This window comes from Psychrobacter proteolyticus (genome assembly GCF_003350005.1).
Classification (GTDB): Bacteria; Pseudomonadota; Gammaproteobacteria; order Pseudomonadales; family Moraxellaceae; genus Psychrobacter; species Psychrobacter proteolyticus.
On record NZ_QLKS01000002.1, the window covers coordinates 609,288 to 629,969 of the forward strand.

Here is a 20,682-nt window from a genome sequence, read left to right on the forward strand (position 1 = left end):
AGTTTGAGTCTGTCAAATAAAGATGGCTAAAGCATATCTCCTGTAATAAAAAGCGCCCATACTATCGATAGCATGGGCGCTTTTTTGTATAGCAGTGTTGAGCAAAAGTATTGAAAAAATCAATATTACTTATAGTCCCGTTTATAAAATCTTGAAAAAAACCGATAGCGGCGAAGGGCGCGTGGTTTTGGTTTCAATGAGCCTAAGTAAATAGCAAACATCGTTAATAGTGCGCCACTCCACTGCAAAGTATTAATCGGTTTGTCTAGCCAGCTATAGTCAATGACAAGGGCTGCAATAGGTTCAGTCAACAATAGCAGTCCAGTCAGTGCCAGAGATAGCTTAGGAATAGAGTAGGCAATCAATCCCCATGCCAAGCACTGCATTACCGTACCATAGATAAGCACCCAGCCAATCTCAGACCATGTATTGGGCAGGATATTACCTGTGTCAAATACAAACATCGGTATAATCATGGCTAAGACGCCGCCGATACTGATCAGCTGCATTAGCATAAATATAGGCGTCGGTTCAGTGTCGTGCGTTTTGCGGATAAATGTCATTGATGCCGCCAGCATGGCACCCGAGACAATACCAGTGACAAAACCCCAAGTCGCAGCGGTGTTGTGTGCGAATTCAGGGCTACCTATCATTGCCACGCCTATCATGGCTAAAAACAAACTAATAAGCTGTACGATAGACTGACGCTCATTAAAATACATAAAACCAATAGCGGCCAAGAAAAATATTTGCAGACTATTAAGCAGCGTCGAAATACCAGGCCCAACCGCATAAATACTCTCATGCCACAGCGCCAAATCTAATCCTAAAAATGCCCCTGATAATAGCGCATAAAAAATAGCGCGTTTTGATTTGGGCATACGTTGGCCCATTATCTTAGCCAATACCGCAAATACAATACCAGAAACAGCCAATCGCCAAAATGACATGGCCCAACCACCAATATCGACGTGAGCGACAATTAAGCTGCCCAATCCAAAAATGATACAACCAATGACTAAGCCAATAGGTGCAGATCGCGTTGAAGCAATAGCCATAATTTGTCCTTATAACAGTATTTGAATAACAGCATTTTGAATAACAGCACTCTTATTATCATTGCATCATGTCAGAACTTATGTTGACATAAAGCCATATTGTCGTGGTTTTAAACGCAAAATGAAATGGCAAAACCATAATTTATTATGCTGAATACAACTACTATCGCTATGCGGAAAATTATTGGGCACGTTAAACGCAAATAAATAACCAAAATATCTGATATAGCTGCGTTTTTCGCAATAGACTTATAACAGTTGGGTAATAGTACTTATATCAAAATATTTGTATCAGGGCGACGATTCGTAGGAGTATGAAAGCGCATAATGTATACAAGTGATACTTCTGCACGGAGGATATGTGTGTAGCACGTTAAACGAAATTAATGCTGGAACATATGTATAGTAGATTGACGATATAATGTACTTAACGTCTGATTGGTTATACCAAACAATCTATATTATTTGTCTAGGTTTATTTATGCTTCAACGATTACTATCAAAAAAACAGTCACATATATCATCTGGCTTGCTACCAAAAATATCGCAATACAGTTTCGTCGTGACGATGCTATCTAGCGCATTGTTTTTGATGCCTAGCGCACATGCCGCCAGCTGTAAAATCCCAAAAAGTTATTATAAAAACGTCTCCTGCACGGCCAGTAGTAGTTACTTTTTAGCGATAAAAGACTTTGGTGCGCCAGTGGCTTTAATTGATAAAAAAGGCAAACGAGTCGTTGATTTATCACGTTATCAAAAAGTCGATGCCGATAAACTGTCAGGCGGTCTGTTGCCTGTACTGCGTAACAGTCGCGTCGGTTATCTCAATATGCAGGGCCGTGAGGTCGTGCCTGCCATGTACGATATATTGACAGAGAGTCAAGGATGGGCGCGGCCTGTATCGGATGGGCGTATCGTGGTAAAAAAAGAGGGTAACTATGGTGTGATTAACACAGCCAATAGTACCGTTGTCTCGTTTTCTGCAGCGATTGATGATATCGATAATTATCGTAATGGAGTAGCGCGTGTACGCAAAGGCCGTGCAATCAGTTGGGTGGATAAAAACGGTAATGCAGCGAATGATCCAAATGCCCAGAATGACACTCAGGCAGTGAACAAACCTACTTCTTCTAACGAAAAATCTAGCACAGCATCACAGTCTGCACCGGCGCGCTTTACGACGCTTCAATCGCGTCAGCAAGATGGTAAATGGGGTTTCGTCGATGACAATAATGTCACTATGATTACGTACTCATTTGATGAAGTGCGTCCATTTTCTGAGGAATATGCTGGCGTGCGTATCGGTGAAGAGTGGGGCTTTGTCAATTTAGGCGGTGAGCTAGTGATTCCTTTTCGCTTTGCTGATAATAGTGTGAACGCTAACGATAGCTATCAGGGCAAACCATCCTTTGTATTTACAGGTGGTAAGGCGTGGATTGGTAACCTAAAGAATGGAAATAAAATGTGCATTGATAAGGAAGGCGCTGGCGTTGCTTGTGATTGATGCAATTACTAGGGCGTGTCCTCATTTTTAACCCATTTAGATAACTATCGATTGAATTGAGGACACGCCCTAGGATTAAATAGACAATAAAAAAGAGTGTAAAACCTGTGATTTTTCGCTAGGTTTTACACTCTTTTTTTTGAAACTGATGTTTTTAGCTCACTTAGATGACTTTGGATAACTATCGATTGAATCGAAGACAAGGCCTAGTCTTCTAAAGCTATTTTCTCGATAAATGATTGCTGATTAAGTCAACCATATAAGGCTGATAATACTCTGGAATGTCATGCGCCATACCTTCGATGAGATGGAACGTAGCATTAGGAATGGTCTTAGCAACGACTCGGCCCTGTGAGGCAGGCAGGAGTCCATCGGCGCTACCATGCAATACAATCGTCGGTGCTTTAACTTGCTTACTAAATCGGCTGATAGAGCCTGATGCTAAGATAGCATTGAGCTGTTGTACCGTACCAAGCGGATGAAAATTACGCTGATAGCGAATCTTAGCGATTTCACGCACCATACGCACATTCACATGACCTGGTGTACCAACGGTCTTCATAAACCAAACGCTGTGACGCACGATATCACGCTCAGAGTGGCTCTCTGGACGGTTGATAAGGGTATATAGCTGTTTGGGCTTGGGCGGCTTTAAAAACGCACGATTGGTCGTGGTGAACATAAGTGCCATTCGTTGTACTAAGCTTGGATAACGTGCCGCCACGATTTGTGCAATCATACCGCCCATTGAAGCCCCAAGCAGATGTGTCTTACCGAGCTTTAGTGCTTTAATTAGACGTGCGGTGTCTTCAGCCATGTCCGTCAAGTTATAAGCAACCTGCGTGCTTTTGTTAGACAGCCCTGTCTGTAGACGTACCATCATTTTGAGCTGGCTAATACGCGGCAAGCCTTCTATCTGTACTTTAGAAGACAAGCCGATATCACGATTATCAAAACGAATCACAAAAAAACCAGCATCGATAAAGCGCTTAATAAAATTGTCTGGCCAAAATATCATTTGTGAGCCTAGCCCCATGATCATCAGCAGCGGCGGATTATTAGGATTACCGCCAGCTTCGACACACAACTCAATACCATCACCGATGTCAATCATTGCTTGACGAAGGTGCTTACTCAAGTCAGAGTCGCGCCATTGATGCTCCCCAAATTTGCGCCACTCAGGAGTAGGGTAGTTATTCAGATGATCTTCTAGATTGTTATCTAGCGTTTCAGGCAATTTGGCACTATTGATGTCATTTGATTTTGTCATGAAGTGTCCTAATTAGAGGGTCATCTACTACAGCTCAAGCATCTCAAAATCAAGCTTGCCGACACCGCACTCAGGGCAAGTCCAGTCATCAGGGATGTCTTCCCACTTAGTACCAGGTGCGATACCTTCTTCTGGGCAGCCAAGCGCCTCATCATATATCCAGCCGCAGACAATACATTCATAACGTTTCATAAATAGTCCTATCGATCATTACCAGTATTACAGTTACAGCGTGCTATAAACGCTCATTTTTAATATTACAGCTATTATATTAGACTGCAAAAACGCACGTAGTTTAGCATATAACCGCAATTTTCATAGTTAAGTTTACACTTGTATATTGAGATGACTTTTCTTTTATCAAGTCAATCACATACGTTACCTTGTTAGCGCTTAATAACAAGACTGGACGCCAGCCCGCCATACGAAAACCAATTATGCTATAATAATCGCCGCTAAATTCACAGTAATGCTTAGCATTTATCGCTGATATATCATCCAGTTGTTGTCTTATCTAAACTAACTAAACCATCTAAATACATAAGCTAAGGGTCATCATGAGTACCAATGCCGCCGCCACATCCGCCACCAACAATGAGACGTCACATATGCTCAATACTGACCATCCGTTTTGGCAGATTATTCGCACAGTACCAGACTTTCCAAAAGCTGGCATTGATTTTTATGACATTACCCCGTTACTGCGCAGTCATATTGACGCTGTCATTGACGCGCTACTTGCCGCTTTGCCAGAAGGGCTTATGGACGAGGTAGATTGTCTGGGTGCAGTGGAAGCGCGCGGCTTTGTATTTGCCAGTATGCTAGCAGGCCGTCTGGGCAAAGGCATGATCTTGCTACGTAAACCAGGTAAGCTGCCGCCGCCTGTTGCCAACAAAGCCTATGCACTGGAATATGGTAAAGACACGCTTGAGATGCAAAACAATCTACCGCCTGAGCGCGTACTATTGGTCGATGACATCTTGGCGACTGGTGGTACGTTGACCACTGCCTACGAGCTGTGTCAATCAGCTGACCATACTGTGGTCGGTGCGTTAGTGTTATTGGACTTGGTCGACTTGCATGGCGAGTTCCCAGTACCTGTTTATACGGTACTAAAAGCCTAAAATGAATTGCTATGTTTTTGACTACTAGACACGTCGTATTGTCGATATAGCTAAACGATTCTCCAAATAAAAAAGCGCCCTGATACTATGTCAGGGCGCTTTTTTTGATACTGTACTAATGTTTTTTAGTACTGTGTTAAGTAGGCTGTATTTATTGCTCTTCGTCTTGTTCGTAGTCTTTACAAGACTGCTCTATCACTGTACGACCGACTGTCTTTGGTGTGGTGACTTTAAAGTCTTTTGTGGTCAATATTGGTTTTTCTGACTGCCATGATTTGGTTACTTTGCCTTCAGCATCGTAGTTAACAAAGGCTCGTCTATAGTAACTGGCGTCTTTACATGAAATGAGTAGTTGTTGCTCACTATGGTCAATATTGCTTTTTTCTTCCTTCGAGTCATCGGATTTGGTGTCTTTGTCTTTAGGATAGGTTCTAAGGATAGATACCGTGATATTTTCGACGTCTTTTTCATCTATGATACTGATATCAGAGCTTTCAATAGAATCCAAATCTATACTAAAAACTGATCCAGAGCCGCTCTCGGACACCTTTACCCAGTTGACTGCCTGGGCGCTGATCGCTAAAGCACTGCCTGCCAATAATATTGATAGCCGTTTCATATAAGCCTTGCTTCTTGTCATTTGAAGTAGGTAATGATAGCCAACTTACTATTAGTAGGCAAATATCTTTTGTGCCAGCCCAGTATCAGTCGTCCTCTGTCGTGTGGCTATTATTGTCCGCGAATGGCTGCTAATGTCTTAGCCAGCTCGTCACGCGCCCCGATAAAACCGTCAATACCTTTAGGTAACAAGTCCTGTGTAACCTTGTCTTGCTGATACGCAGCACTAAACTCTTCGTGCGTTAAGCTTACTTGAGTCATCGCCTTCATATCCATCGACATACTCGGAGACAGTTGGCGAGTTACCTCGGTATCCATGGCTGCCAGCTCATCAATGAGATTGGGAGCTATCGTCAGTAAGTCACAACCTGCCAATGCCAAAATCTGCTCGGTAGAGCGGAAACTGGCACCCATTACTTGCGTCTCGTAACCGTGCTGTTTGTAATACTGATAAATGAGCTTGACTGACTGTACGCCCATGTCATCAGAAGCTGGTACGTTTTGACGGCTTTGTTGGCGTTTTTGCCAATCTAGAATACGGCCAACGAAAGGTGATATCAGGGTCACGCCAGCATCTGCACAGGCAATCGCTTGGTGTTGTCCAAAAAGTAGGGTCAGGTTGCAGTGGATATTTTGAGTCTCAAGATAGCGCGCCGCCTCGATACCTTGCCAAGTTGCTGCCATTTTTATCAATACTCGCTCTGAATCGACGCCCGCTTTTTGGTAAGCATCCATAAAGGCCAGAGCCTTATCTATCGTCGCTTGAGTATCATAAGATAAGCGAGCGTCCACTTCAGTAGAGACTCGGCCTTCGATCAGCTCTAAAATATCGCAGCCAACCTGAATGGTCAGCGCATCGATTACGGCATCCACGTCACCATTGTGACGACTCATGGTCTCTGACAGCATACCTTGGTTATCAGGATGAATCAGAGCCTTGGTAATAAGGCTTGGGTTGGTGGTTGCATCGATAGGTTTTAAACGGGCAATAGCGGCAAGGTCACCAGTATCAGCAACAATCGTGGTCATAGTGCGTAGCTGTTGTAATGCGCTCATCAGGTATCCTTTTTCTTATTAATCACATGATGCTCCTCTTATATATAGCAGGGTAGGGAGCTGAACTGGAACTGTAACACAGTTTTGGGCAGGTGTTGCCTCATAGTTATGCTATGCGTCGCTGTTATCTGGCTCAGCTGTGCTAATATTAATAACAGTTGGTATATTTATACGCATTTACGCATGGGCACTGACCTTAGTTTTTGCTATAGTAGAGCCGGCTATGTATCAAGCTGCTGTATTTGGCAGTAAATATAGCATTAACGCCAAATGGCACTAGCAATATAAGGTGTTTTTGATAGACTGTTTTGAGGTTGATTTTGAAGATAGTTTCTATCAGCAGCCTTAGTCTTTAATTAAAAACAGAAAACAGTCAGATTTGGCAATAGTGCTACCTAAGTAATAGCAATGTAATAGCAGAATTTAAATAATAGTAATATCTAACAGCGATAAAATCTAAAAAGGATGGGCGGTAATGAGCGAGCAGTCACCAGAGCAAACAATGGATAATCTAAATCAAACCACTACAGGCGCTAGCGATACCGCAACTGAAAAAGAGTTTTTAGACAATATTCGCCAAAATATTGACGCAGTAGACTGTGAGATCCAAACGTTAATCAATAACCGTGCAAAGTTGGCTCAGCAAGTAGCCATGGTAAAGAAAAATCATACCGCCGCTGATGATAATAGCAATCCTATTTTTTACCGTCCTGAGCGTGAGGCACAGGTGCTAAAAGCTGTCATGGAGCGTAATACGGGTCCCATCGCTGATGAGAAAATGGCGCGTTTATTCCGTGAAATCATGTCAGTATGTTTGGACTTAGAAGCGCCGCAGCGTATTGCTTTCTTGGGCCCTGTCGGTACCTTCACGCATGCCGCTGCGCTCAAGCATTTTGGTAAAGCAGCGGATACCGTACCGATGACAACCATTACTGATGTGTTCCGCGAAGTCGAAGCGGGGACAGCGATGTATGGCGTGGTCCCTGTCGAAAACTCTTCAGAAGGCGTAGTCAACCATACTCTAGATGGTTTCTTGTCTTCTACCTTGAAGATCATAGGCGAAGTTGAATTGCCCATTCATCAAAACTTCTTGGTTGCTGAGCATACCAAGATTGATGGCTTGAGCCGTATTTATTCGCATCAGCAGTCGCTTGCTCAGTGCCGTCATTGGCTAGATGTAAACTTCCCTAATGTCGAACGCGTTGCTGTATCAAGTAATGGTGAAGCCGCTCGCCGCCTTAAAAACGAATGGCATTCAGCTGCGATTGCAGGTGACGTCGCTGTTGCAGAGTATGGTTTGCATAAGCTGTACTCAAATATCGAAGACAATCCAAGCAACACCACACGCTTCCTTATTATCGGTCATGAAGCGATTGCACCATCTGGTCAAGACAAAACCTCTATCGTCGTCTCCGCTCACGATAAAGCAGGCGCACTGATCGAAATCTTGAAACCTTTGTCATATCATGGTGTATCGATGACCAGTATTGAGACGCGTCCTGAGCGTCCTAACAAGTGGGCATACGTATTCTTTATCGATATGAATGGTCATGTTAATGATCCAAACGTTAGCGCCGCCATCAATGATATTCGTCCATTGGTCAAAGATTTGCGCATATTAGGCTCATATCCAAAAGCTGTCCTATAGGCAACTACTTATAGATAACTATAGGCTTATTCACTGGTATTCATACATAATAGATGGGTCTTAGCTTTTGCAGATAGCATTAAAAAAGCATTTACAGATACCATCTAAGGATAAACCATGCAGACTACTCAATTGACCGCGTCAGATCTATCGCCGTTAACGCCAGCTTACGACAGTATTTTGGCATTGGCACCTTATCAAACCGGTAAGCCAATTGAAGAGCTGACACGTGAGTATGGTGTCTCAGACGTGGTCAAGCTGGCTAGCAATGAGAATCCAATGGGATGCTCACCACGAGTGACGCTAGCAGTGACTGAGCAGCTAGGGCAGTTGTCGCGCTATCCTGATGGCAACGGTTACTATCTAAAGCAAGCGCTAGCTGACTTTAACGATGTCAATGCCAATCAAATTACCTTGGGTAATGGCTCTGATGATTTGCTCGATATTTTAGCACGCAGCTTTGTGGGTGCTGATGATGCCATCGTCTATAGCCAGTATGCTTTTGTGGTTTATCCTATGCTAGCGAAGATGCAAGGTGCCACGGGCATTGAAGTGCCTGCTCAACGCTTTGGCCATAATCTAAAAGCCATGAGCCAAGCGGTACAAGATAATCCGAATACCAAAATCGTTTTTATTGCCAATCCGAACAATCCAACGGGTACGCAGCTAGAGCAAAAAGAGCTGTATCAGTTCGTTACCAGTGTACCAAGTTCAGTCTTGGTGGTACTAGATGAAGCTTATATCGAGTATAGTCCTGAGAGCAACAACCGCGCACTATTAGATGAGTTCGATAATGTCATTATTGTGCGTACTTTTTCTAAAGCTTATGGGCTGGCAGGTTTACGCGTCGGTTATGCTCTAAGCTCGGTGGCAGTGGCGGATTTACTAAACCGAATTCGTCAGCCATTTAACGTCAGCCGTGTTGGTTTAGCTGCCGCTGCTGCTGCACTTGCCGATCAAGATTTTATCGAAAAAACTCGTCTGATAAACGATGAGCAAATGCGCTGGCTAGAAAAGCAGTTTGACGCGCTAGGATTGGGTTTTGTGAAGTCGCATGCCAATTTTATTATGGTCGAAGTGCAGGTTGAGATGGAAGATATAACCGCTGCTTCTATCCACCAAGCGTTACTTGAACAAGGCGTTATCGTCCGTCCGTTGGATGCTTATGGATTGCCTAACTGGCTACGTATCACAGTAGGTGTGGCTGAAGACAATTTGCGTTTGATTGATACTCTGCGTTCTATTTTGACTGAAGACTAAGCGCATCTATAAGTGCTTTGTAATTTAAAAACTGTTCTTAATTAGCCATTAAAATTTATAACACTAAGACTGGCCCTATCTATGTCTTAGTGTGTCCAACGAGAAAAGCCGTGAGTAGTCAGAAAAAAAATAATCTTCAGCCCTCTTTAAATATGCATCAACCTATATTTGAACAAGTTTGTGTGATTGGACTTGGGCTGATTGGTGCCAGTTTTGCTCAAGCTATTAAAGATAATGGCTTGAGCGAGCGTTTGGTAGCAGTCGATAGGCATGCACCAAGTATCACAGAAGCCATCGAGCATGGTCTACTTGATGCTGGTAGTGCAAACCTACAAGACGTCATCGCTGGCAGTGATTTAATCATCATTGCAGTGCCAGTACAGGCAGTTCAAGCAGTGTTCGTTGATATCAAACAAGCGATGGATAACGGACAGCTTGCCAGTGATTGCATCATGACGGATGTCTGTAGTACTAAAGTCAATATCATTGATGCGGCTAAAGCAGTGTTCGGTTCGCTGCCGATAGGATTAGTGCCAGCGCACCCAATTGCTGGGGCTGAAAATTCAGGGTATCATGCGCGCCGCGCCAGTTTATTCGTCAATCATAGCGTCATTATTTGCGAGCTGCCGACAACCAGTGTAACCGCTATTGCAAAGTTGCGACTATTATGGGAATCAGTAGGCGCAAATGTCATGTCAATGGATGCTGAGCACCATGATCGCATATTAGCGCACACTAGCCATTTGCCACATTTACTTGCATTTAATTTGGTTGAGCAATTGGCAAGCCATGATGATAATTTAGATATGTTTCGTTATGCTGCTGGTGGGTTCCGCGATTTTACCCGTATCGCCGCCAGTGACCCTAAAATGTGGCATGATATATTTTTTGCCAACCAAAGCGCGATTGTCAGCGCCCTTGATGAGTATGGTGTCTATTTACAGACGATGCGCCAGCTTATCATTGATCAAGATTCAACCGCCCTGATGGGACTTTTGGGCCGCGCGCAAGCCGCACGGCGACATTTCGGCCATATGTTAGCCAGCACCCCTTATACGGATACTTCTGCTATGTCAGCTTCTTATAATATTACCCCTAGCAATACTGTTTCTGGCACCATTGCGATTCCTGGTGACAAATCTATCTCGCATCGCAGCATTATGCTCGGCAGTCTTGCCACAGGCGTGACAAATGTGACTGGGTTTTTGGAAGGGGAAGATGCGCTAGCAACGCTACAAGCATTCCGTGATATGGGTGTGACGATCGAAGGCCCTGATAATGGCAATTTGACCATTCATGGCGTCGGTATGAATGGTTTAAAACCTAGCAAAACCCCACTGTACATGGGTAACTCTGGCACCAGTATGCGTCTGCTATCTGGTATCTTGGCGGCGCAATCATTTGATAGTGTATTGACAGGTGATACTAGCTTGAATAAACGCCCAATGGAGCGCGTGGCTGCACCGCTACGGTCTATGGGAGCTGTGATTCAGAGCACTGGTCATAGTGGTACTGCACCACTCAGCATCACTGGTCGTGACACGGTGGGTAAGCCATTACAAGGCACTGAGTATGATATGCCAGTCGCTTCAGCTCAGGTAAAATCTTGCTTGCTACTAGCAGGTCTATGGGCAGAGGGTACGACAACAGTCACACAGCCTGAGATCAGCCGTGACCACACTGAGCGTATGCTATCGGCCTTTGGTTACCCGGTAACCGTAGAAGGCAATCGCATCAGTGTCACCGGTGGCGGCACACTAACAGGCGGCGATATCGCGGTTCCTGCTGATATCTCATCTGCAGCGTTTTTTATGGTGGCAGCGGCCATCAGTCAAAACAGTGAGCTGACCTTGACCCAAGTAGGTATCAACCCTACGCGTACTGGCGTCATTGATATTCTTAAATTAATGAATGCAGATATTAGCCTAAGCAATGAGACACATGTGGGCGGCGAGCCAGTTGCTGATATTACGATTCGCAGCTCAAACTTGGTCGGTATTGAGATACCGGAGCATCTCGTACCACTAGCGATTGATGAGTTCCCTGTGCTATTTATTGCGGCTAGCTGTGCACAAGGTCGTACAGTATTGACTGGTGCTAAAGAGCTGCGTGTCAAAGAATCAGATCGTATCGCTGTGATGGCAGAAGGATTGCACACGCTCGGTATTGATTGTACTGTAACTGATGATGGTCTGATTATCGAAGGCAAAGGCGTAGCTACCGAAAACGGTGAAGTAAACAATAGCCAACCTGTCTTTGGTGGTGGTCATATTGTCTCGCATCATGATCATCGTATTGCAATGAGCTTCTCTGTAGCCAGTCTGCGTGCATCCCAGCAAATCACCATTGAAGGAGTTGAGACTGTTAATACTAGCTTCCCAGGATTTGCTGAACTTGCCAACCAAATCGGTATGTCTATCCAAGTGGATACTGGTGCTGAGTAAGTCGCTAAACTACCATTAACTCTTAAAGATTTAATCTAACATCGTTAGCAATGTACTCATGTCACTATTGGCATGAGTACATTGCTTTTTATCTTATAATCTCACTGTAGTAACCCTGCACTCTCACTATTCGATTGACAATAATAATTAGAATTAGGTGAGAGCGCGCTTTGCTCTAAAAAGTTGTCCTATATTATGACTACCCAAAATGTCATCAAAAAACCCGTTGCCCCAATCATCACAACCAGACGCGGCATTATTACTGCGCTTATCGCGTTCTTTATTTGGGGTGGATTTCCGCTATACTTCAAACAGTTATCTGATTATGATGCAACGGAGATCATTGGTCACCGTATCGTTTGGACGTTTTGTTGCCTACTGATTGTGTTAGTGGCTACCAAACGCTGGGGGTGGGTAGAAACGCTCAAGCAAAACCCAAGATGGATTGCGCTATCACTCGTCTCTGGGTTAATCATCGCAACCAACTGGCTGACCTATGTATGGGCGGTCAATCATGATCGTATCCTTGAGGCCAGTTTGGGTTACTTTATCGGGCCGTTGGTTGGCGTTGCGCTATCCATGATTTTATTCAAAGAGCGCCTGCGCACGCTACAATGGGTAGCCATTGGCTTTGCATTATTGTCTGTGGTCATTCAAGTGGTGATGCTTGGTAGTCTGCCGTGGATATCGTTGATTTTGGCATTTAGTTTCAGTACTTACGGGACTATTCAACGACAAACGCCATTGACTGCTGTTGATGCCATGTTTGTCGAGACCGCAATGTTGGTACCTTTATGTCTTTGGTGGTTTTGGCAGTCTGATGTGGCAAGTCATCAACTGAGCTTTTGGTTTAGCTCAAACATTTGGCTACTGATGATTGCAGGCCCGATTACGCTAATACCGCTTTTATTATTCAATAAATCTACCAAGCTCGTGGCATACAGTATTCTGAGCTTTATGAATTATCTGACGCCGACCTTCATTTTCTTTTTGGCAGTGTTCTATTATAAAGAACCATTCGATTTACATCGTTTAGCAGTCTTTGGTTTGATTTGGTTAGGTCTGCTATTATTCAGCATCGACCTGTGGCGCCATCGTCCAAGTAAAGTGTTAAAAGCGGCGCGCCTACGTGAAGAAGCGCTAAAATCGGCTAAGTAAATATTAAAAACACGAAAAAAATTAGCAAACAAGGATGAAAGGATGTTTCATACTCAGTCTGATGTTGTATTTATAAAAGGTCTAGAAGTTGAAGCGGTAATTGGCGTTTTTGACTGGGAGCGTGCTATCACTCAGCCGTTACTCATTGATATCGCGCTTGAGACTGACATTAGCCGTGCTGCTGTGTCAGATGATGTCAGCGATGCCCTGAGTTATAAAGAAGTCTGCGATGATGTGAGCGAGTGGTGCAAACAGATTCAAGCAAAGCTGCTTGAGCATTTAGCTGGTCAGATCTCTGATAAGATATTTGCAAAGTATCACTGTCAAAAGATCACGTTAAGTATTGCCAAACCGACTGCTATTGCCCAAGCAGATGCGGTAGGGGTACAAATAACACGTTATGCGCCAGCGCTAACCAATGAGCCAGCTACTAAAGACGTTACCAAAGAAGTTAATGATAGCCAAGTCGATGATGCATAAAAAGTCAGTGGATTTGAATGTGGCAACGTTCACACATTGTGCACCTGAGACTGTGCAAGCACAGCCTGTGGTAGAGGTAGTGTTAGCGCTAGGTAGTAACTATCAAGCTGACAAGTATCTACCGCTTGCTCGGCAGCGATTAGCAGCGCTAGGTGAGGTGCGATTATCTACGGCTTTTCAAAATCCTGATTTTACCGCGACTACCCAATTACCAAAGCCTGACTATACCAATCAATGTGTCCATCTAACATTGACCACACCGATAAGCCTGCAGCAACTACAGCAAATTTTTAAAAACCTTGAAGGCGATTGTAATAGATGTCGACAGACTAAGCCAAATCAAGTACGTCGAGTGACAATGGATATTGATATTTTGATGATTAAATTGGCTAATATAGAAAATAGCCTAAGCAAAAATTTGATATTTAAATCAATATCTGATTGGATTGTGATGGCCAATCGTTATCCATTTAAAGCCCATGAGGAAGCGGGAGTCAGGGAATTAACCGTATCTACTGATTAAACGTTTAAAGAGCGTTTTAAGAAAAAGTCGATGATAAGTTGGTAGGTGATAAAGTAATTTATTTCAAATGACACTGACTACATCTAATATTTTTGCAGTAGATAAAACTAAGGGGCGTACAGTATATTGTACGCCCCTTAGTTTTATTTCTTTTACTGAAATGTTAGTAGTTACTTCTGCTCGTTATCTACGTCATTAACATCAGCACGACCAATCACATCTAAATCTTCTAAACAAAGCTTGTCATATTCTTTTTTGCAAAAATTGGGATCAATATCACACATCGCTGACTGCAATTGATCTAGACGGTTCTCTGATTGCTGAATGTGCTCAAGCATTTTAGCAAAAGCTTCTGCAACAGGGTCTTGTGAATAGGGATCGATACCATAAGCACGGAAGGTATTGGTGCGTTTGGCAGTAGGGGTAGTGTCTTTAGTTTGATCGTTGCTCTCACCAGCTTGCGCGACCTTCTCTTGTTGCTTGGCGTCTTGTACTTTTGTCGCGATTGGATTGCCTTTTTCATCGTGATGATCTGAGATCATACGTGCAGCACTGCCAACCATCGTAGCGCCTGCTGGTACTGGTTTGACTACCACTGCATTTGAGCCGATTTTAGCATTTTTACCAACCGTAAATGGCCCTAAGACTTTTGCACCAGCACCAACGGTTACACCGTCTTCTAGCGTTGGGTGACGCTTGCCATTATTCCAAGACACACCGCCTAGAGTAACACCATGGTATAGCGTCACATCGTTGCCAATCTCAGCAGTCTCACCGATGACGACGCCAACACCATGATCGATAAAAAAGCGTCTACCAATCTTAGCAGCAGGGTGAATTTCGATACCTGTCATGATGCGCGAGCCGTAGGAGATCACGCGTGCCGCTAGTTTTTGTTCATTGTTCCAAAGGCAGTGTGCACCGCGATGCAAAACAAGCGCATGTATGCCCGGATAAGTTAGGATCACTTCCAGACTATTACGCGCCGCAGGATCTCGGGTGAATACTGCATCAATATCTTCTTTCAAATCGTTTTTGATAGTAATAAGCGATTTGAATAATTTGGATGGCAATGACATAAAGCGTCCTATCTATTCGTCGGTAGAGTGTCGTTGCGAAAACAGCGATGCCTCTAATCTGTGGTTATAAAGTTCGGATAATCAGGAATATATATTTTCGCTAAGCTTCTGCAAGTTATAACAGCTTTATACCGCAAAATATAGTAAAAAGCTGTCAAATAAACGCAAGCTCATAAACTATGGCTTGCTTTAGTCTTTTGATAGTTTTGCAATCAAAGCGCTTAATAGCTGATATTCTTTTTGATCAAGCTGTAGGCGTGATCCAAGTCTAGACAAGCGTGATGGTAATGATTTTAGATGTTCGCTATTTGCTAGGCCACGCTGCACCATAAGGTCAGTGGTGCGCTGAGTGAGCTGTTGCAGCTGCTGTTGATTAATAGCAGGCTCATCCCAATGCTGACGCAAATTCACGTTGATTGTCGATTGAGCGTCTGTGCTTGTATCCGAATCTAAATTATCTAATGTCTGAGTATGCGTTTGAGCATAAGCAAAAATAAAGCTGGCGATGACTTGCACCGCTGATGCAACATTTAACACAGGGTAAGCAGGATTGGCATCGATTTGAATGTGATAATCGGCATAAGCCAATTCTTCATTGGTCAATCCACGGTCTTCACGTCCAAATAAAATAGCAATATTTGGTTTGCTAGAAGTAGTAGCAGATGAGGTATCAACATTACTATCGTCTGCACTTAAAGCTGCCTGTGCATCGATAAAGTCAAACATAATCTTAGCGGCTTGCGTAGGTGTCACGACAGGGCGTGGCATATGACGGCTACGGCTACTAGCGGCAAACACCAACTGACAGTTTGAGATAGCAGACTCTAAAGTTGGTGCAATCAAAGCTGAAGATAATAGGTCACTGCCACCTGCTGCATGAGACACACTGGTTTCATCAATCGGTAGTTTAGGATCGACAACCGTTAAGCGAGATAAACCCATGGTATGCATCGCACGGGAAGCCGAACCAATATTGGCAGGTAAAGTGGTATTGACCATGACTACTTGTAGGCAAGCAAGGTAGTCGCTTACTGTGTGTGATGATACGGCTAATGAAGCGTCGTTACTCATTATTGTCCCAGTCTCTGATTGATTTCTTGTTCAGCACGGTGTAATGCAATGGCAATCTCTTCGACAAGAACGGCTTGTTCATTGATACGGCGCTCACGGCAGTACTCTTGTAACTGACTGCTAAGGCGGACTAATTGAGTCGTACCTAAATTGGCGCTGGCACCTTTTAGAGCATGAGCAGTTTCAAAGCCATTGGCATTATCGTCTTTTTGATGGGCAATACGCAGTGCTGCAACTCTTTGCTGACTATCAGTAAAATATACTTGTATCAAACCAACAAAGTCTTCTTCGAGCAGGTCACGCATGTCCTCGAACTGTTCATGATTGATAATTTCTTCATCGGTTTGTCCTAGCATATTATTATTTGTAGTGTCATCCATGGTGGTTGTCCAATTTATAAAAGTTAAAGCAATAAGATTACTATAATGAATTTTTAAAACGTAATGTACGTCTTAGCTGTAATGGAAATGTAAGTTCTCTTCACTGACCAAAGTCTTCAATGTCTGAAGGTTGTCGTCATTTGGGTAAACGCGCCAGTGCTCAGACAGTCCAACATTGGCGATGCCATAGACCTCATAAATGCTTAGCCCAAGTGGCAGACAGTTATCATTGATAGAAGCGTCAGTATTACTTAGGGCATTATTGGCATAACTGGCTGACATACCGTTTTGATTGGCCACGTCATGGTTAATGTCGCTCTCTAATGCCAATAAATCATTGCCGTTTTCATCATACAAGCTGCCACCCATCGCAGGGTCGTAGACATTACTACTGCTGCTACCTTGCTCGTCTTGCTCTTGGTTATAAGCCAGACGCGGCTCGGGAATAATGCCAGCCTGTGCGGATTTGAGTAATGGTTGCAAGCGTGTAAGTAGGTCAATATCGCTACCATGGACTTTGATACTGATTTTTTTGAGCCAACGTAGTCTGGCATCTACCATGCTCATGGCACTATCAAGACGTGCGAACAAACGTCCATCACGCTCACGGATGCTGCCTTTGATGATGACAACTTCATCGATTTTCAACTGCTCTTTGACACGATTAAAACGCTCAGCGTAGCAGCTGACTTCGAGTCTCGATGTACCGTCATCTAAAGTAATCACGTTGCGATTACCAAAGTTGGCCATATCTATGATAAGCCCCGAGAAATAGCAGCTGCCGTTATAACCAGTATCGGTTAACTTATCGAGACGTGCACCAGAGGTATAGCGTTTGAGCTCATCCAAATACTCATTGATTGGATGTCCCGTTAAGTACAGTCCCAAGGTGTTCTTTTCAGCTTTTAGGCGGTGTTTGTCACCCCAAATCAGTTCTGGCGTCATGACTAACGGCGGCGCTGCGACCACACCGTCCATTTCACCAAACAAATCCATCATACCGATTTCGCGGTTTTGACGATCTTGCTCAGCGGCTTGTACGGCGCTTGGCAATTGACTCATTAAAGCACCACGAATCTCGTAAGCTTCATCGGCTGGCAAGTCAGGTCGTAGCGTGGCAGCAAAGTCATCAAAACAGCCAGCACTGACCAACGCTTCAAGGGTGCGCTTATTGACTTTTTTGATGTCAACACGGCGGCAGAAGTCATACAAGTCCTTAAAAGGACCTTCGCGGCGGCGTGCATCTACGATAGACTCTACCGCACCTTCACCCACGCCTTTAATTGCACCAAGACCATAGATGATATTGGTCGGAGTATCGGCAACGAAATGCCATTCACTACGATTGACCGAAGGATTGACTACGGTTAACCCAAAGTTTTCACGGCAGTCATTGATAAAGAACACGACGTTGTCGGTGTTGTTCATATCTGAAGTTAAGACCGCTGCCATAAATTCAGCAGGGTAGTATTGCTTTAAGTAGGCCGTTTGATAAGCCAATACGCCATAAGCCGCAGAATGCGAGCGGTTAAAACCGTAACCTGCGAACTTTTCCATCAAGTCAAACACACCGCCTGACGTGACTTCATCAATGCCTTGTAAGGTGGCACCAGTGACAAAAATATCGCGCTGCTTTGCCATCTCTTCAGGTTTCTTTTTACCCATCGCACGGCGTAGCATATCTGCACCGCCCAAACTATAGCCTGCCATCACCTGTGAGATTTGCATGACCTGTTCTTGATAGACAATAACGCCATTGGTGTTCTCTAAAATCGGCTCAAGATTGGGATGGTCATAAATGACTTCTTCGCGACCATGCTTACGGTCGATATACATCTCTACCATGCCTGCATCGAGTGGGCCGGGACGATACAGCGCACACATGGCGATAACATCTTCGATGTTGGTCGGTTGCAGTTTAGCAAGATACTTCTTCATGCCCATACTTTCTAGCTGAAAGACCGCCGTGGTTTTGGCATCTTGTAGCAGCTTATAGGCTTTGCTGTCATCTAGCGGCAAATCTTCTAAAACTAAGGCAGGTACGTTTTCTTTTGCACGGCGCAAATTGATATTTTCAACCGCTGCGTTGATGACGGTTAAGTTGCGTAGACCCAAAAAGTCAAACTTCACCAAACCGACAGCTTCTACATCGTCTTTATCGAACTGGCTGACGCGGTGACCTTCATCATCACAGTAAATGGCACTAAAGTCAGTAATCTTGTGCGGAGCAATCAATACACCACCGGCATGTTTACCGACGTTTCGACAGACACCTTCCAGCTTAATCGCCATCTCCCAAATCTCAATGGCATCTTCATAATCCATATTATCAGGATTAGAGATCAAGTCTTTGAGCTGTGGTTCTTGCTCAAGCGCTTGGCTCAGTGTGATGCCAGGCGTTTTTGGAATCAGCTTGGATATTTTATTAGCCAAAAAGTACGATTTGCTTTGTACGCGTGCCACATCACGCACAACCGCTTTTGCGGCCATAGTACCAAAGGTAATAATCTGCGATACGGCATCACGACCATAGGTTTGCGCGACATAATCAATGACGCGGTCACGACCTTCGATACAAAAGTCGATATCGAAATCGGGCATCGATACCCGCTCAGGGTTCAAGAAGCGCTCGAATAATAGATCGTAATGAATCGGGTCAAGATCGGTAATGTTTAATGCGTATGCGACCAATGAACCTGCACCAGAACCACGTCCAGGGCCTACTGGCACGCCATTGGCTTTTGCCCAGCGGATAAAGTCCATGACGATTAGGAAGTAACCTGGGAATCCCATAGATAAGATAACTTCTAGCTCGTATTCTAAGCGCTCATCATATTTTTGGCGAAAGTCGCTCCAGTTATCGCTGCGTTCCTCAACCGGAAACAGTTTGTCTAATCGATTGTTAAGACCTCGCATTGACTCGGCACGGAAAAACGATTCAATCGTCTCGCCTTCAGGCACAGGAAAATCAGGTAGGACGTTAATACCAAGCGTTAGGGTAACGTTGCAGCGTGTAGCGAGGCGCAAGGTATTGTCAATGACCTGCGGAATATCAGCAAATAATTGCTCCATCTGAGCTTGGGTTTTTAGATACTGCTCATCCGAGTAAGTCTGCGGACGGTTTGGATCAGCAAGGACATAAGAGCCTGCAATACAAACGCGGGCTTCATGAGCATCAAAATCATCTTGCTCTAAGAAACGCACGTCATTATGCGCAATGATAGGGATGTTGTGTTTGGCACCTGAATGGATGGCTGCTCTAATAAAAGCATCTTCGCCTGAACGATTGGTACGCTTGATCGCAAAGTACAAACGATCATCAAATTTTGACTGCCATTCAGTAAGTAGTTCATCGGCCTTTTCTGGCATCGAGCCGACCAATGCTTGACCCACGTCTGACTTTTCTGTGAGCAGTACAATCACACCTGCTGCATGCTCTAAGATATGACTGCGCTTGATAACTGGCGTGCCATGATTGACAGGATCAGCGCGACCTTCGGTAAACCCGAGCGATACGATACGGGTAATATTTTGATACCCTTCGTTATTCATCGCAAGTAGGGTGAGCCGTGTGTCTTCATTATCCATGATGACTTCACTGCCAATGATAGGCTTGATACCAGCACCTAAACAGGCACGATAAAACTTCACCGTGGCATATAAATTGGACAAATCGGTCAATGCCAACGCACGCTGATTATCAGCCGCAGCAGCTTTTACCAGCGGCTTGATACGCACGATAGAATCGGTGATGGAATATTCGCTGTGAATGCCAAGGTGTACAAATGCCATAGAAGACTCTTACTGGTACGATCAAAGAAATAAGCTAGCGATAAAATAATTGATTATTATCAATCAATTATGCTGTTATCTAGAGGCGAATAAGACCTCGATAGCCATATTGATACGTTTTAAATGGGGTCGTCAATAATAGCATTATTTGCCGCAGACAGCCACAGGTTCAAAGGGTTTAATCTGCGTGAGAGGATTTGTTTTTCTTACTTATTAA

At 44.1% G+C, this 20,682-nt stretch carries 17 protein-coding genes; 8 read left to right on the forward strand and 9 right to left on the reverse strand.

Annotated elements, in window-relative coordinates:
- Positions 1-125: 125 nt before the first annotated feature.
- Positions 126-1,058: a DMT family transporter gene (locus DXK30_RS07000; RefSeq protein WP_114701078.1), complete on the reverse strand. Its 933-nt coding sequence runs from the start codon at positions 1,056-1,058 to the stop codon at positions 126-128.
- Positions 1,059-1,539: 481 nt separating this feature from the next.
- Between DXK30_RS07000 and DXK30_RS07005 the strand changes: the two genes are divergently transcribed.
- Positions 1,540-2,562, forward strand: a complete 1,023-nt coding sequence (locus DXK30_RS07005) for a WG repeat-containing protein (protein ID WP_114701079.1) — start codon at positions 1,540-1,542, stop codon at positions 2,560-2,562.
- Between the two features lie 220 nt (positions 2,563-2,782).
- Here DXK30_RS07005 and DXK30_RS07010 read toward each other — a convergent pair whose 3' ends face one another.
- Both DXK30_RS07010 and DXK30_RS07015 read right to left on the reverse strand, forming a co-directional pair.
- Positions 2,783-3,832 (reverse strand): alpha/beta fold hydrolase, encoded by a 1,050-nt coding sequence (locus DXK30_RS07010; RefSeq protein WP_114701080.1) that lies wholly within the window; start codon positions 3,830-3,832, stop codon positions 2,783-2,785.
- Between the two features lie 27 nt (positions 3,833-3,859).
- Positions 3,860-4,024, reverse strand: coding sequence for a rubredoxin (locus DXK30_RS07015; RefSeq protein ID WP_057759803.1), 165 nt, complete (start codon positions 4,022-4,024; stop codon positions 3,860-3,862).
- A 365-nt stretch (positions 4,025-4,389) separates the two neighbouring features.
- Between DXK30_RS07015 and DXK30_RS07020 the strand changes: the two genes are divergently transcribed.
- Positions 4,390-4,956, forward strand: a complete 567-nt coding sequence (locus DXK30_RS07020) for an adenine phosphoribosyltransferase (protein ID WP_101204455.1) — start codon at positions 4,390-4,392, stop codon at positions 4,954-4,956.
- 151 nt (positions 4,957-5,107) lie between these two features.
- On the opposite strand, the gene DXK30_RS07025 is transcribed toward DXK30_RS07020, so the two are convergent.
- A complete protein-coding gene (locus DXK30_RS07025) occupies positions 5,108-5,575 on the reverse strand; it encodes a hypothetical protein (protein ID WP_114701081.1) in 468 nt (155 codons plus the stop codon).
- A gap of 110 nt (positions 5,576-5,685) precedes the next feature.
- Complete coding sequence (locus tag DXK30_RS07030; protein ID WP_102092478.1) at positions 5,686-6,630, reverse strand: transaldolase; 945 nt, start codon at positions 6,628-6,630, stop codon at positions 5,686-5,688.
- Between the two features lie 475 nt (positions 6,631-7,105).
- Here DXK30_RS07030 and pheA point away from each other — a divergent pair, with 475 nt between their 5' ends.
- From pheA to DXK30_RS07060, 6 genes are all read left to right on the forward strand, one after another.
- Positions 7,106-8,278, forward strand: coding sequence for a prephenate dehydratase (gene pheA / locus DXK30_RS07035; protein WP_114701082.1), 1,173 nt, complete (start codon positions 7,106-7,108; stop codon positions 8,276-8,278).
- A gap of 117 nt (positions 8,279-8,395) precedes the next feature.
- A complete protein-coding gene (gene hisC, locus DXK30_RS07040; RefSeq protein WP_114701083.1) occupies positions 8,396-9,538 on the forward strand; it encodes a histidinol-phosphate transaminase in 1,143 nt (380 codons plus the stop codon).
- A gap of 152 nt (positions 9,539-9,690) precedes the next feature.
- Positions 9,691-11,982 carry a bifunctional prephenate dehydrogenase/3-phosphoshikimate 1-carboxyvinyltransferase gene (locus DXK30_RS07045; protein WP_114701134.1) on the forward strand — a complete coding sequence of 764 codons (2,292 nt, stop codon included), beginning with the start codon at positions 9,691-9,693 and terminating at the stop codon, positions 11,980-11,982.
- A 195-nt stretch (positions 11,983-12,177) separates the two neighbouring features.
- Positions 12,178-13,140: an EamA family transporter RarD gene (rarD, locus tag DXK30_RS07050; protein WP_114701084.1), complete on the forward strand. Its 963-nt coding sequence runs from the start codon at positions 12,178-12,180 to the stop codon at positions 13,138-13,140.
- 42 nt (positions 13,141-13,182) lie between these two features.
- Positions 13,183-13,620: a dihydroneopterin aldolase gene (gene folB, locus DXK30_RS07055; RefSeq protein ID WP_114701085.1), complete on the forward strand. Its 438-nt coding sequence runs from the start codon at positions 13,183-13,185 to the stop codon at positions 13,618-13,620.
- The gene (locus tag DXK30_RS07060) at positions 13,610-14,143 is read left to right on the forward strand and encodes a 2-amino-4-hydroxy-6-hydroxymethyldihydropteridine diphosphokinase (RefSeq protein ID WP_227670821.1); all 534 of its coding nucleotides are present in this window, start codon (positions 13,610-13,612) and stop codon (positions 14,141-14,143) included. The genes folB and DXK30_RS07060 overlap by 11 nt, the downstream gene beginning before the upstream one ends.
- Before the next feature lie 170 nt (positions 14,144-14,313).
- On the opposite strand, the gene cysE is transcribed toward DXK30_RS07060, so the two are convergent.
- The 4 genes from cysE to dnaE form a co-directional block, all read right to left on the reverse strand.
- Positions 14,314-15,222: a serine O-acetyltransferase gene (gene cysE / locus DXK30_RS07065; protein ID WP_114701086.1), complete on the reverse strand. Its 909-nt coding sequence runs from the start codon at positions 15,220-15,222 to the stop codon at positions 14,314-14,316.
- 189 nt (positions 15,223-15,411) lie between these two features.
- Positions 15,412-16,293 carry an RNA methyltransferase gene (locus DXK30_RS07070; protein ID WP_114701087.1) on the reverse strand — a complete coding sequence of 294 codons (882 nt, stop codon included), beginning with the start codon at positions 16,291-16,293 and terminating at the stop codon, positions 15,412-15,414.
- Positions 16,293-16,673 carry an Hpt domain-containing protein gene (locus DXK30_RS07075; protein WP_114701088.1) on the reverse strand — a complete coding sequence of 127 codons (381 nt, stop codon included), beginning with the start codon at positions 16,671-16,673 and terminating at the stop codon, positions 16,293-16,295. Before DXK30_RS07075 ends, DXK30_RS07070 begins: the two co-directional genes overlap by 1 nt.
- Before the next feature lie 72 nt (positions 16,674-16,745).
- Positions 16,746-20,465, reverse strand: coding sequence for a DNA polymerase III subunit alpha (dnaE, locus tag DXK30_RS07080; protein WP_114701089.1), 3,720 nt, complete (start codon positions 20,463-20,465; stop codon positions 16,746-16,748).
- Between the last annotated feature and the right edge of the window lie 217 nt (positions 20,466-20,682).